Origin of the sequence: Shewanella sp. H8 (genome assembly GCF_040285065.1) — a bacterium.
GTDB classification, from domain to species: Bacteria; Pseudomonadota; Gammaproteobacteria; order Enterobacterales; family Shewanellaceae; genus Shewanella; species Shewanella polaris.
Map to the genome: position 1 here is coordinate 1,295,289 of NZ_CP157213.1, position 15,987 is coordinate 1,311,275.

General features: G+C 38.7%; 11 protein-coding genes. 5 read left to right on the plus strand and 6 right to left on the minus strand.

Annotation, left to right across the window (positions count from 1 at the left end):
- Window positions 1–542 precede the first annotated feature (542 nt).
- The 4 genes from phoB (at window position 543) to ABIS04_RS05665 (ending at window position 6,505) form a co-directional block, all read left to right on the plus strand.
- Window positions 543–1,232: a phosphate regulon transcriptional regulator PhoB gene (gene phoB, locus ABIS04_RS05650; protein ID WP_137221905.1), complete on the plus strand. Its 690-nt coding sequence runs from the start codon at window positions 543–545 to the stop codon at window positions 1,230–1,232.
- Window positions 1,233–1,403: 171 nt separating this feature from the next.
- Window positions 1,404–2,699, plus strand: coding sequence for a phosphate regulon sensor histidine kinase PhoR (gene phoR, locus ABIS04_RS05655; protein ID WP_140233714.1), 1,296 nt, complete (start codon window positions 1,404–1,406; stop codon window positions 2,697–2,699).
- Window positions 2,700–3,171: 472 nt separating this feature from the next.
- Window positions 3,172–4,143 carry a phosphate ABC transporter substrate-binding protein PstS family protein gene (locus ABIS04_RS05660; RefSeq protein WP_350432861.1) on the plus strand — a complete coding sequence of 324 codons (972 nt, stop codon included), beginning with the start codon at window positions 3,172–3,174 and terminating at the stop codon, window positions 4,141–4,143.
- A gap of 580 nt (window positions 4,144–4,723) precedes the next feature.
- Complete coding sequence (locus ABIS04_RS05665) at window positions 4,724–6,505, plus strand: M1 family metallopeptidase (RefSeq protein ID WP_350432862.1); 1,782 nt, start codon at window positions 4,724–4,726, stop codon at window positions 6,503–6,505.
- Window positions 6,506–8,655: 2,150 nt separating this feature from the next.
- Here the strand turns inward: ABIS04_RS05665 and ABIS04_RS05670 are convergent.
- Complete coding sequence (locus ABIS04_RS05670; RefSeq protein ID WP_350432863.1) at window positions 8,656–9,141, minus strand: glutathione peroxidase; 486 nt, start codon at window positions 9,139–9,141, stop codon at window positions 8,656–8,658.
- A 152-nt stretch (window positions 9,142–9,293) separates the two neighbouring features.
- On the opposite strand from ABIS04_RS05670, the gene ABIS04_RS05675 reads away from it, so the two are divergent.
- On the plus strand, window positions 9,294–10,691 hold the full coding sequence (locus tag ABIS04_RS05675) for a magnesium transporter (protein WP_350432864.1): 1,398 nt from the start codon (window positions 9,294–9,296) through the stop codon (window positions 10,689–10,691).
- Between the two features lie 190 nt (window positions 10,692–10,881).
- Here ABIS04_RS05675 and ABIS04_RS05680 read toward each other — a convergent pair whose 3' ends face one another.
- From ABIS04_RS05680 to tsaA, 5 genes are all read right to left on the minus strand, one after another.
- Window positions 10,882–11,043: a small highly charged protein gene (locus ABIS04_RS05680; protein WP_350432865.1), complete on the minus strand. Its 162-nt coding sequence runs from the start codon at window positions 11,041–11,043 to the stop codon at window positions 10,882–10,884.
- Window positions 11,044–11,248: 205 nt separating this feature from the next.
- On the minus strand, window positions 11,249–12,382 hold the full coding sequence (locus ABIS04_RS05685; protein ID WP_350432866.1) for a patatin-like phospholipase family protein: 1,134 nt from the start codon (window positions 12,380–12,382) through the stop codon (window positions 11,249–11,251).
- A gap of 285 nt (window positions 12,383–12,667) precedes the next feature.
- The gene (locus tag ABIS04_RS05690) at window positions 12,668–14,383 is read right to left on the minus strand and encodes a proline--tRNA ligase (RefSeq protein WP_350432867.1); all 1,716 of its coding nucleotides are present in this window, start codon (window positions 14,381–14,383) and stop codon (window positions 12,668–12,670) included.
- 190 nt (window positions 14,384–14,573) lie between these two features.
- On the minus strand, window positions 14,574–15,185 hold the full coding sequence (locus ABIS04_RS05695) for an acyltransferase (protein WP_350432868.1): 612 nt from the start codon (window positions 15,183–15,185) through the stop codon (window positions 14,574–14,576).
- Between the two features lie 4 nt (window positions 15,186–15,189).
- Window positions 15,190–15,978, minus strand: a complete 789-nt coding sequence (tsaA, locus tag ABIS04_RS05700; protein WP_350432869.1) for a tRNA (N6-threonylcarbamoyladenosine(37)-N6)-methyltransferase TrmO — start codon at window positions 15,976–15,978, stop codon at window positions 15,190–15,192.
- Window positions 15,979–15,987 lie beyond the last annotated feature (9 nt).

The following is a 15,987-nucleotide window of genomic DNA, read 5'->3' on the forward strand; positions in this document are numbered from 1 at the left end:
GACTAGGTTAAATTATTACATTTGTTTTGATGTGCTTTAAACCATTACGATGGCTTGGTTTATGGTTAATTAATGGGGTTTGAACTGACTTATATAAGCACGTCGTTAAGGGCTAAAATAATTCTGAAACCTTAGCAAGGCTGAATCCCGTCGTTCCGATATCACTAACTATGATAAATTTAGTCTCTGTAGGATTGAATATTGATCATTTATAATGACTTATTTTTTACTCGAAATAAGACTGGGTGAAATAGGGCAAACCAAAATAGTTTACTTACCAAATAACATATTTGTTAAGTCGTCTTTAACAGGGTTTACTTACTCATTAGTTGCCAGCTACTGTTGTGAAGGCGATAATATTAACGAGGAGATGTGTTGTTATTCGGTAGTTTATTATCCTAATTCGATTTACATTGTACTAACAGTAATGAATTTTTTATGACAAAACAGCATGATTAATGTCAAAGTTAGTCGTTAGATCATAAATCTGTAACAAAAGTGTCTAATAATAGCCTCGTGGCAAATCAACGTAGAAACCCAATATGACAGCTAGGATTTTAATAGTAGAAGATGAATCAGCAATCCGTGAAATGCTGACATTTGTGATGGATCAACATGGTTTTACGACAGCTGCTGCTGAAGATTTTGATTCAGCGATTGAGTTGCTTCAAGAGCCTTACCCAGACTTGATTTTATTGGATTGGATGTTTCCTGGCGGAAGTGGCATTCAATTAGCTAAACGCTTAAAGCAAGATGAATTTACGCGTCAGATCCCAATTATTATGCTCACAGCACGTGGTGAAGAAGAAGATAAAGTTAAAGGCCTAGAAGTTGGTGCTGATGATTATATTACTAAACCCTTTTCGCCTAAAGAGCTGGTGGCCAGAATAAAAGCGGTATTGCGCAGAAGTGCCCCGACTCGCCTAGAAGAAACTATTGATGTGCAAGGTTTACAACTTGATCCTGTGAGTCATCGAGTTACCGTCGGTGAAGCCGTGCTTGATATGGGCCCAACTGAGTTTCGCTTGTTGCATTTCTTTATGACTCATCCTGAGCGGGTATATAGCCGAGAGCAGTTACTCGATAATGTTTGGGGTACCAATGTGTATGTTGAAGACAGAACCGTTGACGTACATATTCGACGCTTACGAAAAGCGGTAGAAGAAGGTGGACATGATAAGTTGATCCAAACTGTTCGTGGTGCCGGTTATCGTTTTTCAACCAGAATGTAATTTTTATTAGCATTTTTAAAGGTTTTGTCATAATAGACATTACCTTTTTGGAAACTGTTTTGCTGTCTAGCCATATCAGTCTATTTAGGCTATCTTGTGGTTCCTCGTTAGCCCTCATTATCAGTTTCGATGCTGAATGTTTGGCGGCGTTATTTCGCATTTAGGTAGCCTATGTTTATCGCGTATTCTGGATATCGTTTATTTTTTCGGTTAGCTTTACTGCTTGTTTTATTCATGCTTATTGGTGCCTTATTCGGGCATGTCATTATTGTAATGTTAGTTGGAACTATTGTATTACTCGTGTGGCATTATCGCCAAATTACCCGTTTAAATTTCTGGTTATGGAAAGATAAAAAACTCACTCCACCACAGGGGAGAGGAAGTTGGGAAGGCGTGTTTAATGGGATATATCGTCTGCAGGGAAAAAATCGTCGTCGGGTAGGTCAGTTAGCAATGTTATTAGGGCGTTTTCGCCAAGGTGCAGAAGCTTTGCCTGATGCTGCAGTGGTACTAGATGCCGAACACAATATCTTGTGGTGCAACAAACTGGCTCAGTTAATTTTAGGGTTTGTTTGGCCTCAGGATAATGGCCAAAGGATCGACAACCTTATTCGCCACCCAGACTTTTCCATCTATCTTAAAAAAGCACAATATCAAGAACCGTTAGAAATTCCATCTCCAGTGTCCGATAAGCGTTTACTTGAAATTCGGGTTATGAGCTATGGCGATCGACAATTATTATTGATAGCGCGTGATATTACCCGTATTCAACAATTAGAAGGTATGCGCAAAGATTTTGTGGCTAACGTTTCCCATGAACTCAAAACCCCGTTAACGGTATTGCAAGGTTATTTGGAAATAATGCAAACCATGGCCGAAACTGATTCTCCTAATCACAAACCACTCTCCCTGATGCAGCAACAAACAACTCGTATGCAGTCAATGGTTGAACAGTTGTTAGCGTTGTCGCGTATTGAAGATGCCGCTGATATCGATTTATCGCAAACCGTCAATATGGCACTGATGATGGATATTCTTAAAGAAGAAGCTAAAGCTCTGGCGGGCACTGAGTATACTTTAGAGTTTAATTGTGAGCCGGGTTTGAATACCCATGGTAACGAATTACAATTACGGAGTGCCTGTTCTAATTTGATTTCAAATGCTATTCGTTATACCACTCCTGGTGGCATCATTTCAGTGACGTGGCGAAGCGTGGCAACGGGAGCATTGTTTTCGGTGAAAGATACTGGGGTGGGGATCGCGCCACAACATATTAATCGTTTAACTGAACGTTTTTATCGGGTAGATAATGCCCGCTCGAGCAAAACGGGTGGCAGTGGTTTAGGGTTAGCCATTGCAAAACATGCTCTCAACCATCACCACAGTGAACTAAACGTAACCAGTGAATACGGCAAAGGCAGTATCTTTAGCTTTATTATTCCGTCGCATTTGTTAATTCGACAATAAATAACATCAAGATGTTCAACCCTTAAAAACAGCATATGTGCTGTTTTTTATTATAAATTTTCAATTCAAATGACTAATGTTATTGACCTGAACAGTTCAAAACTGCCGGGGACTGTTAATGTATATAGACATAGTTGGGGTGGCGTTAATCAATGGTTGAAAAAGCATAAGTCTTTTCGATTATACTGGTATTACGAATGTCACAATTTAGTGTTGTTGCTATAATTTTGAGCAGTTAATATCTCGTTTATAATGTGTTTAGTGATTTTTTATCTACTGGATAAAATAATGTATTGCCAATGTAACATTGTAAGCTACTGATAATAAATTGATTATGTTAGTTTTGTAGAAATAAGACAGTTTTACTACTAGTGTCACACAACTGTCACATCATCGTCATAGACTTGTCATCAATGAGGTCGATACTGACTACGTTTTAAAAACTTAGTACGCTTAATTCTGGAGCATTAAAATGAAACTGAACAAACTTGTCGGCGCAATTACTCTTACAGCCGCTGGCGTATTCTCAGCAGCGTCTATGGCTGCTATTGATCCAACTTTACCAACATACGAAAAAACAAGCGGCGTATCTGGTAACTTGTCTTCTGTTGGTTCTGACACATTAGCAAACATGATGACGTTATGGGCTGAAGAGTTTAAACATATTTATCCTAACGTGAACATCCAAATTCAAGCTGCTGGTTCTTCTACTGCGCCACCAGCATTAACTGAAGGTACTTCTCAGTTCGGTCCAATGAGCCGTAAAATGAAGCCTAACGAAGTTGAAGCGTTTGAAAAGCATTATGGCTACCAGCCAACTGCAGTACGCGTTGCAATTGATGCGTTAGCCGTATTTGTACACAAAGATAACCCTATAACAGGCTTAAGTATTGAGCAAATTGATGCTATTTTTTCTTCTACACATAAGTGTGGCGGTAAAGAAATTAATCGTTGGGGTGACGCCGGTTTAGACGGTAATTGGGCAGTAAAAGATGTTCAACTTTACGGTCGTAACTCAGTGTCTGGTACATACGGTTACTTTAAAGAAAAAGCATTATGTAAAGGTGACTTCCGTCCAAATGTAAACGAGCAACCAGGTTCTGCTTCTGTTGTTCAATCAGTGTCACAGTCTCTAAATGCCATTGGTTATTCTGGTATCGGTTACAAGACTGCGGGTGTTAAAGCTGTCGCTATTTCTAAGAAAGGTGATAAGTTTATCGAAGCAACTGCAGCCAACGCAGCAAGTGGTACTTACCCGCTTTCACGTTACTTGTATGTTTATGTGAACAAGCATCCTAATAAAGAATTATCACCAATGGATCGTGAATTCTTACGCTTTGTATTGTCTAAGCAGGGTCAACAAATTGTTGAGAAAGATGGTTATGTTCCATTACCAACATCTGTGATTACTAAAGATTTAGAAAAAGTAGGTATCAAGCTTTAATTAGCGAACTTTTCGTAAACTTAAAAAGGCCTCTTTGAGGCCTTTTTTGTTTTTCGTTGTTGAAAAAAAGATAAAAAAAAGCAACCTAACTAAGAGGTTGCTGCTATTGCTAAGGGCAATGCTGTAGATAGAGGTTACTACTATCAAATAGGAGAATGATGATGAACAAAAAAACGCTACTCGCTATCAATAAATAAGTAATGCAAATTCGGTTCATATAATCAGACTGCTCTATGTGAAGTTAGTTCCCTTAAAGAGCAAAAAAATGCTCTTTTTTTATTAAAAATAAAATTAGATACAAGAATTGAGAACCCTAAAACGTTTTTTATATTATTTAATCTATTATTATTAATGACTTATATTTATTGTGTGTCTATTAAATATATGGCCCACATTTTTTATGCTAATGAATTTAAAATTTTTCTTCTCTATTGATTAATAAGTTTATGCTGGACGCAAACGCAAAACTTAATTCACTCAAAAAATGGATTTAATCAGCTTTTTTACAGCATATTATTCATCATGCGAGTGTTATTATCCTTGGCAGATTTAATATTTCCCTGTCAGATAAGGATTTTTTATGACTGCAAACTGGAATGTACAACACGATTACCATTCAAGTGCTAATACTGATGCTTTATGTGTGTATCATCTTGAGCTCAATCTTGTGGTTGATTTTGACTTACAACAACTTAGTGGTACCGCCCAGCTGCAATTTACTCGGGAAATGCCTGCAACATCTTTAGTGGTAGATTGTCGAGATTTGATCATAGAAGATATCACTGACAGTCATGCTAATAAACTGTCGTATGATGTGATTGATGTGAATGCCATATTAGGTCAAAAGCTGGTTATTGATGTAGGCGAGCAAGTTGATGAGGTTGTCATTCATTATCGTACTTCAACAACAGCTCAAGGGCTTCAATGGCTTACACCGGAGCAAACCTTAGGCAAAAAATTACCTTATCTGTTTAGCCAATCGCAACCTATTAATGCTCGTAGTTGGATCCCGCTACAAGATACTCCAAAAGCGCGAATCACTTTTAATGCAACAGTCACTGCTCCACAAGGTTTACGTGCAGTGATGAGTGCAGAAAATACACCTAAATTACCCCATAATGGTGTGTTTACCTTTTGTATGAATAAACCCATTCCTACCCATTTATTAGCCATTGCTGTCGGAGAATTAAGTTTCCAAGCCACTGGCCCTAGAAGTGGAATTTATACTGAACCAGGTATGTTAGCTGCGGCAGCCAAAGAATTTGAAGATACCGAGTCAATGATCCAAATGGCTGAGTCCATATTAGGACCTTATGCTTGGGGACGCTACGACATGATTATATTGCCACCGAGTTTCCCATTTGGTGGCATGGAAAATCCTATGCTGGCATTTATGACTCCTACGTTAATTGCTGGAGATAAGAGCTTAGTTTCAACGGTAGCTCATGAACTCGCTCATTCATGGACTGGCAATTTAGTCAGTAATGCGACCTGGCGAGACTTATGGCTTAATGAAGGGTTTACGACTTACTTTACCAATCGAATTGTAGAAGCCGTTTATGGTAAAGAGCAGGCTGAGCTTGAATGGGTTATCGAGTATGGACGGCTGCAAGAAGAGCTCGCCACTATGCCTTTAGCTAACCAAACTCTACCTGCTAATGTGCAAGATCGTGATCCTAACCTAGCGTTTAATCGGTTTACCTACGATAAAGCATCGATGTTTGTACATGAACTTGAAAGCCGATTAGGTCGGGCTGCATTCGATCGATTTCTTTTCCAGTATGTTGAGCATTTCTCGTTTAATGCTATTACTACCGAAATGTTTATTAATTATGCAAAACAGACATTGCTGGTGGAGCATAGCGATAAGCTAACCTTATCAGAGCTTAATGAATGGGTGTATGGCCAAGGATTGCCGCAATGGTTTATTGGTCCAACGTCAAACAGCCTAAATAAAGTGGATCAGGCTGTAGAGGCTATTATGGAAGGCACTCCTGCAAGTGAGTTACAGGTAGGTGAATGGCGAGTTCACCACTGGCAGTATTTTCTCACTCAATTACCGTTAGTTGTTAGCCAAACTACATTATTAGATTTAGATGAAACCTTTAATTTAACTGACAGTCTCAATGCCGAAATAGCATGTGATTGGTTTAGAGTCGCGATCCGCAATCATTTTGCTTCCGTGTTACCTGCGCTAAGTGATTATTTATGCAGTATAGGGCGTGCTAAGTTTGTTAGGCCATTGTTTGTTGAATTACAACTAGCGGGTTATCAGCAAGAATTAAAAGATATCTATATAAAAGCGCGTGCTGGTTATCATCCTTCTTTGCAAGTTCAGCTAGATAGTTTACTGAATTTTTAACAAGTTGATTTCTTGAACTTTTTTACGTAAAAATAGATAAAAAAATGGCAGCCATATTGGCTGCCAAAATAACTCTTTGCGGGTTGTCATTAACGATGCGCTAGCGTGTTAACACTTCCCAATGGGGATGATGATGAACAATAAACATAAAACGGTATAGCAATAACTTAAACCTAACAAAAGCTCGAGGTAAGTAGGGGATTCACTTGGCAATTTAATGAATTAACTTCGGGGGAGAAGGTTAATTATCATATTGCACTTACTTCAAACTATTTCTAAACCGTACAATTAATAAGACCGGGGCTTATCAAGAAAGTTCACCGAAAAATTGAGTTTTTTTAATTAATTTACATGGAATTATATTTATTGAGTTGTGACCCTAAGTTTGGAGACACCAGTTTTTTGAACTTAAACAAATACTAATAATTAAAAATAATAATGACCAACCATAAGTTGTTGAATTTATGCAATATATTGATTTTTTTAAGCATGGGGCATGCATTTTAGTTATTAATGTTATTTGTCTTACGGAGAACAAATGATGTTCATTATAGGTTAGGTAGAACGAGATGATGATGACTTGGAAGCTAAGCTTGTGCCAATAAACAAGCATCATTCATAAAATGAAGATAAAAAAAGGGCAACCAATTTGGTTGCCTAAGACGTTCTTTGTAGGGTGTTATTAACGGTGCGCTAGCGTGTTAATACTCCCCAATAGGGATGATGATGAACAATAAACATAAAACGGTATAGCAATAACTTAAACCTAACAAAAGCTCGAGGTAAGTAGGTGATTCACTTGGCAATTTAATGAATTAACATCGGGGGAGAAGGTTAATTATCATATTGCACTTACTTCAAACTATTTCTAAACCGTACAATTAATAAGACCGGGGCTTATCAAGAAAGTTCACCGAAAAATTGAGTTTTTTAATTAATTTAAACAAAATTGGTTTTATTGAGTTATGCCCCTAATTTTTTGGACTTCAGTCTTTGAGTGTTAATAAATATGGGGTAACAATAATGATATTATATAACAATGACTTGATAGTTTTCTTGCGTGATTTATGCGTTTCAATTGTCAATGTTATTTATCGTACAGAGATCAAATGCAGCTCATTATAGGTTAGAGAGAACGCTATGATGATGACTTGTAGACTAGGCTTATGGTTATAAATAAGAATAATTCATAAAATGAAGATAAAAAAAGGGCAACCAATCTGGTTGCCTAAGACGTTCTTTGCGGGGTGTGATTAACGGTGCGCTAGCGTGTTAATACTCCCCAATAGGGATGATGATGAACAATAAACACAAAATAGTAGCAACAAGTAAATAAAAGTGATTACGCTAACTTTTAGGCAAAAACTAAAACGCTGATGAAGGACGTTTACCGAATTTGCTGTCTTACTTGCTACATATATTCAGACTGGGGCTATTTGGAAAAGTTCATTAAATGATGCAATAAATTTATAAATAATTTCTTATTAGCACTGTCTCTATTATTTCTTATGAGCAAACCAAAGGTAACTTATTGATAAGTCACATATAAAACATATTTCTGAGTGTTCTTGAATAAATGCGAAAAATGTATATTCCAACAAGCTTGGCTGAGTATGACTGTATATACGGTCATGCGACGGCATTATTATCATTGCCTAATTGTTAAGTGAATACTGTCGATGATAAACAATTCATACATTGCAGCGATTGAGTTCTTATTGAAAGCGAAAAATAGGGATTAAACAGACATAAAAAAAGGCAATCAAATGATTGCCTATCGATCGACTTAGCGATCAAGGGGACCGCGCTAGAAGTCCCAGGGAGATGATGAACAAAAGTGAATATCACTGTTACTAAGTTTGAGTACCTGATGGTATAAAAGTTCAATATAAACGTATTATTTTTATTAAAATATCGATGTTAATTTTAAAATAGATATTTATCATTAACTTAGGTTTTGATGTTTTTTATGATATTTTTTATGACTTGAGCATTTCCAATAAATGAACATTTGGCTGTGCAGGATATTTATCTGTTAGGTGCCACTTATCGACATCTAGTTGGCAAAGATAAGGTGATTAACCTGATATCAATCACCCAAAGCAAGCTTATATTTATTGCCGGGATTTGATTATGGGTAAACGTGACGGTTAACCAAGTAGCTTTTCAATGATAGCGTTAAGCTCTTCAGGCTTAGTTGTTGGCGCATAACGTTCAATTACGTTACCTTGCTTATCGACTAAAAATTTAGTGAAATTCCATTTAATTGACTCGCTACCTAAAAGGCCTTTGGCAGATTTTTTAAGAAAGTGATACAAGGGATGGGTATTAGTACCATTCACTTCAATTTTGCTAAAGAGTGGGAAGGTCACACCAAAGTTAAGTTCGCAGAACTGGCTGATCTCTTCTTCATTGCCTTGTTCTTGCTTGCCGAACTGATTACATGGGAATCCTAAAATAACTAAACCACGGTCTTTATATTGCTGATATAAGGCTTCTAGTGCTTTATATTGAGGCGTGAAACCACACTTACTTGCCGTGTTTACGATAAGTAAAACTTTATCTTTAAAGTGCTCCATGACAACGTCATTGCCTTGGATATCTTTTACGGTGATAGAGTAAATTGTTGTGGCCATGTGAGACTCCTTATATATGAGAGTTAAACTATAAAGTAAAAGTTATGGGGTAGCAATTAAATTGTGCGCAACTTAATTTATCTATTTGCTTATAACTACTAATTTAAATATAGTTCGCGCATATTTAACTACCAAGAATTAAGGACGGGCTAATGAGTGAATTGAACAACGAACTTGGTCCTGAAGATGAAGTCGATACTAGTTCGCAACCCCAAGCCGATGTTAGTCAAGTGGTGCATCTGTTAACGGAAGCTGAAGGTGATGAGCAGGCAGAAGTGTTCAGTGATATTTTAACTGAAGCTGAACCTGGGACCATTGCGTTACTATTAGAATCTTTGCCACTTGATGAACGTTATGATCGTTGGCAACAAGTCAACGTTGCAGAACGTGTTGATGTTCTAAACTTGATGCGTGCTGATCCTCGTTTGGGCATTGTTAAGAAAATGCCCGATGAGGAATTAGACTTACTTTTTTCTCAATTAAGTCCAGAAGACCTTATTGAATGGAGTGATTCGTTACCTGATGATATTACCGATCGTGCATTAGCACAGATGGGGGAGCGTCAACGTAAGCACTTTGAGTTGTATGACCAATATTCTGAAAATGAAATTGGTCGTTATGCTGATCACCAGATGTTGGCATTAAGTCTTACGTCTACAGTCGCTCAAGGACAACGTTTTTTTCGTCGAATTGATTTAGATTGTAATGACCATATTTTTTTAGTGGATAACGTCGATAAATATTTGGGGACGGTACGTCGTTATGACGTTTTTAAAACGGCCGATCTTGATACTCAATTGCAGACGCTAATATGGGAAGATAACCGTGTTATCTCTGCTGATTCATCATTAATAGAAGCGGCGGAAGCTATTGAGCACAGTAGTGAACTTGAGTTACCTGTTGTTGATGAAGAAGGCATTTTGATTGGGCGAATGACACTGCGAACGGCTACCGCCCTAGTGCGTGAACATTACGAAGCCCAATTAATGGCTACCGCTGGTATGGATGAACATGACGATTTATTTGCACCAATCGTGGTGGGCGCAAAACGTCGAGCTGTGTGGCTTGGGATTAACTTACTGACTGCATTTTTAGCGTCTGCGACTATCGGATTATTTGAAAATGTGTTGTCGCAAGTGGTTGCATTAGCGGTATTGATGCCTATCGTTGCTTCAATGGGCGGTATTGCGGGCAGCCAGTCGTTAACGCTAATGATCCGCGGTATGGCCATGGGTCAGATTTCTGCTGGTAACGTGATGTCGTTGATGAAAAATGAACTCGGGATCGGTGCGCTTAATGGTCTTTTGTGGTCGATTGTTATTGGTATTATCGCCGGTTGGTGGTTTAGCGATACGATTATGGGCGTGGTTATTGCCTGTGCCATTTTAATTAATATGGCTGTTGCTGCCATTGCGGGAGTAATGGTGCCAATGATCCTACAGCGTTTTAAGCAAGATGCGGCTTTATCAGGATCAGTTATTCTGACAACAGTGACAGATGTGGTTGGTTTTTTTACTTTTTTAGGGCTGGCAACGATATTGTATCTTTAAGAAGACTGCACTTTGTCGGTAAAAATTGATTAAGTCAGTATGAGGTGGGATATCGACATCAACAGTTATCAGTTATTTAAGGGTCAATGTTATTCATTAAATGGTCTTGAGTTTATCAAGGCCATTTTTCAATAAAAAAGCAAGCTGCAGGCAACTTGCTTTTTAAACTTGATGAGAAAATCCTGTTAAATTATTTCCACTTAGCAGGCGCTAACTCCATTCCAACATTATCGTCAAAGTAACGTCGCTTAGTATCTCGACGGCGTTGTTTTACTTTTTTCGATTTTGGTTTTCCCTTGATGCTATCGCCCCATGGCGCATCATCTTCATCAAATTCAAATGAGTGTGACATTTTCAACATTCCAGATAGCTGTACCGCTGTTGGTACAAGTTCTTTTTACCTAAAGTTAATAATAAGCTAAAGCGAAATATTTCATCATTGATGGTAAAAATTATTGCATGAGAAAATGATACCGCAAAGATAATTCAATTTTTGATAACGGACATGACATCCTTAACCAGTATTAGTCATCTAAGCATAGTATCGTGGTTGAATATTAAGTCGTCGTTGAGATATCAAAAAATTGTTTTATTTCATCAATTCTGTCCATCGCATCTTGATAACCCAAATCCATCAAGGTAGTGGTATAGCTTTTTTCGAATAATAAATACGATACGATACTCGAGTCAGATTGGCGATTAATGCCTATGAACTTTAATAACGTCTTAATCGCAAAGGGCATGTCGTCATAATAACGCGCTGCAATACGGCTTAAATCTTGGCTTGGTTTAATCACTAAGGTTTCAATATGGCGGAGATTTAACGCTTCTCGTTCTTGAGGTGAAATTTTTGATACTGTGGTGTTTACTCGCTGCAAGCGTTCTAAGTCACTGTTTAATGTGTCCGAGAAAATGGTATCTAATAAATGTCCGGCTATTGTTGCTGTTTTAGGATGTTGTTCAAACTCGATTGGGAAATGTTTATGAGGGCTGTCTAAATTAATCACAAATATTTTATTCGCACCAAGATGAATAGGGCTTGATAATGGTGATAACTGATGTACAGACCCATCGCCATAATAGGCTTGATTAAGTTTAATTGATGGAAATACCATTGGAATAGCAGAGCTTGCCAATAAATGTTCGGTATTTAATAAGCTACGAATACCAATTCGTCTCGCGCGCTGCCAATCGTCAATATGTTCATTACCCTGATAAAAGCTGTACGATCGTGAGTTGTTATAGCAGGAGGCGTCGATACTAATTGCTTTGAGGGCATTATTGCTGATATTACGGTCAATTCTTTTAAAATCAATTAGATTGTTCAGCAATTCGCGTAATGGTTGATTATCGAGTAAGCTGCTTGCATCAGTGCTCACCTTGTCACCTTGTAAGCCTTTAATGGCCATTCGACCCAAGTGTCTTAATACTTGGGGGATGGAAGCTCGATATACTTTATCTGTTTCAAAATGACGCCAGACCCAATCGAGTTTTTTTATCGCTAGATGAAAACAAGATGCATGGGTTGCCAGTGACGTTGCGTTAATCGCGCCTGCGGACGTCCCGCAAATAATATCGAATGGGACATTGTGATTGCGTGGATAACATTGCACTAGGGCTTTCAATACGCCTATTTGATACGCTGCTCTAGCGCCACCACCACCTAACACCAATGCTATTGATACTGACAATCTTGATCCTTTATACTTTTAATATTTTGAATGCTAGTATGAGTTGTTTTTACGTCATACACCAGTTACCAATAAGTCGACTATGTTGTTTTTCATTTGTACGAGTTCAGACTTTCGTTTTGTCGTTGTTCTAGTTGTCGTGGATATTAAGCTCTTAATAGTCACTGCTGTTGATAAACATAAGCATCAATTATCTTCTAACAGAAATAAAAAAACGCACCGTAAAGTGCGTTCTTAAAATACCATCTCGTTAACTATTAACTATTAACTATTAACTATTAACTATTAGCCTTTGGCTGCATTCGTTAAAAATGCCACGATTTCATCAAATGGAATATCTTGCTTCTCACCGGTGCGGCGGTTTTTATATTCAAATACTCCCGCATCGATATTTCGGTCGCCTATAACGACCACATGAGGCAAACCAATTAATTCCATGTCTGCAAACATCACACCTGGACGTTCTTTACGATCATCCATTAAGACTTCAACACCTGCATCGGTTAAGTCTTGGTAAAGTTTTTCGGCAATGTCAGCAACGCGATGCGATTTATGCATATTCATTGGTAAAATACCCACAGTGAAAGGAGCAATCGACTCTGGCCAAATAATACCGCGGTCATCGTTATTTTGCTCAATGGCTGCAGCCACAATACGGCTGACACCGACACCGTAACAACCCATCAATAACACTTGTGCTTTACCATTTTCGTCCAACACAGTGGCATTCATTGATGTAGAGTAGCTTGTACCTAGTTGGAAAATATGACCAACTTCAATACCACGCGCCATGGCATAAGTACCAAGACCGTCTGGTGTTGGTTCTCCTTCAACGACATTACGAATATCCGCTGCAGTAGCTAACGGCAAATCACGTTCCCAGTTGATGCCGAAATAGTGTTTATCATCAGTATTTGCACCAGCAGCAAAATCGCTCATCACAGTGACGCTATGATCAACAATAATTGGCATGGTCAATCCAACAGGTCCGATAGAACCTGGACCTGCACCCACGGCATCACGAATTTCAGCTTCTGATGCAAATTCAAATGGTGATGCGACTAATTCAAGTTTGTCAGATTTGATTTCGTTAAGTTCATGATCGCCACGAATCACTAATGCGACTAATGGTGCTTCTTCTGTTGCACCCTTAACAATTAGCGTTTTAATCGTTTGGGTGATGTCTAGGCCAAATTGTTCAACTAATTCTGCAATCGTTTTTGCGTTAGGGGTATCCACTAACGTCATTGCTTGCGTTGCCTGTGCACGTGTTTGGCTTGGCATTGGTGATTCTGCTTTTTCAATGTTAGCGGCATAGTCGCTACCTGTTGAATAAGCGATTAAATCTTCACCACTGCTAGCGAGTACATGGAATTCATGCGACAAGCTACCGCCAATAGAGCCTGTATCTGCTAGCACTGGGCGGAATGATAAGCCCATTCGTGTCAGAATATTACTGTATGCGGTGTGCATTGCGTGGTAAGTACTGTCCATTGTTTCTTGATCTAAATGGAAAGAATAGGCATCTTTCATCAAGAATTCACGTGCACGCATTACGCCAAAACGAGGGCGTACTTCATCACGAAATTTGGTCTGTACTTGGTAAAGAGTAATTGGCAATTGTTTGTATGAACTTAATTCTTTACGGACTAAATCTGTGATGACTTCTTCATGGGTTGGTCCCAATACAAAGTCTCGATTATTGCGATCTTGGAAACGCAGTAATTCAGGGCCAAACTTATCCCAGCGGCCTGTTTCAACCCATAGATCAGCTGGTTGTACTAACGGCATTAATATTTCGATAGCGCCCGTTTTGTTCATTTCTTCACGAACAATGGCTTCAACTTTACGTAATACACGTAAACCTGACGGTAACCAGCTGTAAAGACCTGACGCATTACGGCGGATCATACCCGCGCGTAACATTAACTGATGGCTAATCACCTCTGCGTTTGCAGGAGTTTCTTTTTGTGTTGAAAGCAGGTACTTACTAACTCGCATTACCAATGTCCAAAATAGTTGCTATTAATGAGCGCCATTTTAGCACCTGCATTAATGATGTCACCTGCTAATTCAATTCAACAGTAGGCTTTGTGATGCTTAAATGGCAAGTTTGATATTGCAGACGAGAAATAAACTGATTTTTGTCAACTTATGTATTTCTTATTTCACCTTCCATTCTTTATAGAAGTTATTTATCTCGTCTATCGCCAATGACTCGAGCAGGATTACCGGCAATGATGGCGTAAGCTGGAACATCTTTTGTGACAATGCAGCCCATGCCAACGACAACACTATCTCCAATGGTCACACCGTCAACAATACCTACTTGAGCGCCAATCCATACATCTTGGCCAATCACTACCCCTTTGGATGTTGCAGGTTGTTTATAGATAGGTGTGTCGGCTGACATTCCATGGTTAAAGGCATAAACAGTGACGTTGTTAGCAATACGAGTTTGGCTACCAATTTTGATACCTTTACGACCACCATCTAAACTGCAACAATGATTAATGGCCACTTCATTACCTAAGGTGATAGGGCCATGCATAAACACATCGGCGGCAATCATGCATTGGTTACCAATAGAGATATCACGACCCGGTTCAGCAAAAAGTTGTGCTTGTGGGGCAATAAAACATTGCTCACCAATATGAATCGTTTCTAATTGGCAAAGTTGCTGTTGAATTTCATCTTGCCAAGGTTTAGCCCAAAGGAGATGTTTGGGTTTAAGTGAAAAGTATAGCCATGGCATCCATGATAAACGTTTTTTGTGTTGAGCTTGATAATCAATGTCTGGCATAAGCTTAATCCTTTAATAATGTCACTTTGGTCGGTTTAAGCTCTAATACTTCAATTCCTTGCTTCGTGACATGCCAAAAAATATCTAAATCATACAGCGCCACTTGATAGCGTTTGGGATCATCTTTGGCTTTTTTATAGGCTGGGCGAGGGTCTTGGGATAATACGCCATTAATTAATTCGGCTAAGCCTTGGTATTGTTGTTGAATGGTATATTGGCTAATTTGAGTTGCTGCAACAGGGGTATAAGTTACTGGAATAAGCACGGGAGCATCTTGGGCAATTCCACCTTTAGCATCAGTTATCGCATCGGAGAACGGAACATAGGGTTTAATATCGATAATAGGTGTGCCGTCTAATAAATCCATGCCAGAGATCATTAAACACACTTTACCTTTACGTTGAACAACACTATGGAGTTTGACCACTGATTGACCAATCCCATTGGGTCTAAATGTCGAACGTGTAGCAAACACTCCTAGTTTTTCATTACCGCCAAGACGGGGAGGGCGTACTGTGGTTTTCCAGCCTTGAGCTAGATTTTCATGAAAACAAAATAATAACCATAGGTGAGAATATTGTTCTATTCCTCTTACAGCATCAAGGTGATTAAAATCTGGCTCAAATTCAATATAGCCAATGGCATTGACTAGTCCAGGCTGACGCGGGATACCAAATTTTTGCTTATAAGGTGTTCTGCATATTGCAACTGCATTTAATTGACTGCTAAACGGAACGCTAGAACGGTTATTAATAGGATCTATTTGCTGGTGTTGATCGTTGCCTTGTGTCATGCAATACCT

Bases quoted from the DNA above. Each gene is read 5' to 3' on its own strand.
- ABIS04_RS05660 (WP_350432861.1), top strand. From the start codon at position 3,172: ATGAAACTGAACAAACTTGTCGGCGCAATTACTCTTACAGCCGCTGGC.
- ABIS04_RS05680 (WP_350432865.1), bottom strand. From the start codon at position 11,043: ATGTCACACTCATTTGAATTTGATGAAGATGATGCGCCATGGGGCGAT.
- tsaA (WP_350432869.1), bottom strand. From the start codon at position 15,978: ATGACACAAGGCAACGATCAACACCAGCAAATAGATCCTATTAATAAC.
- phoR (WP_140233714.1), top strand. From the start codon at position 1,404: ATGTTTATCGCGTATTCTGGATATCGTTTATTTTTTCGGTTAGCTTTA.
- phoB (WP_137221905.1), top strand. From the start codon at position 543: ATGACAGCTAGGATTTTAATAGTAGAAGATGAATCAGCAATCCGTGAA.
- ABIS04_RS05695 (WP_350432868.1), bottom strand. From the start codon at position 15,185: ATGCCAGACATTGATTATCAAGCTCAACACAAAAAACGTTTATCATGG.
- ABIS04_RS05665 (WP_350432862.1), top strand. From the start codon at position 4,724: ATGACTGCAAACTGGAATGTACAACACGATTACCATTCAAGTGCTAAT.
- ABIS04_RS05690 (WP_350432867.1), bottom strand. From the start codon at position 14,383: ATGCGAGTTAGTAAGTACCTGCTTTCAACACAAAAAGAAACTCCTGCA.
- ABIS04_RS05670 (WP_350432863.1), bottom strand. From the start codon at position 9,141: ATGGCCACAACAATTTACTCTATCACCGTAAAAGATATCCAAGGCAAT.
- ABIS04_RS05675 (WP_350432864.1), top strand. From the start codon at position 9,294: ATGAGTGAATTGAACAACGAACTTGGTCCTGAAGATGAAGTCGATACT.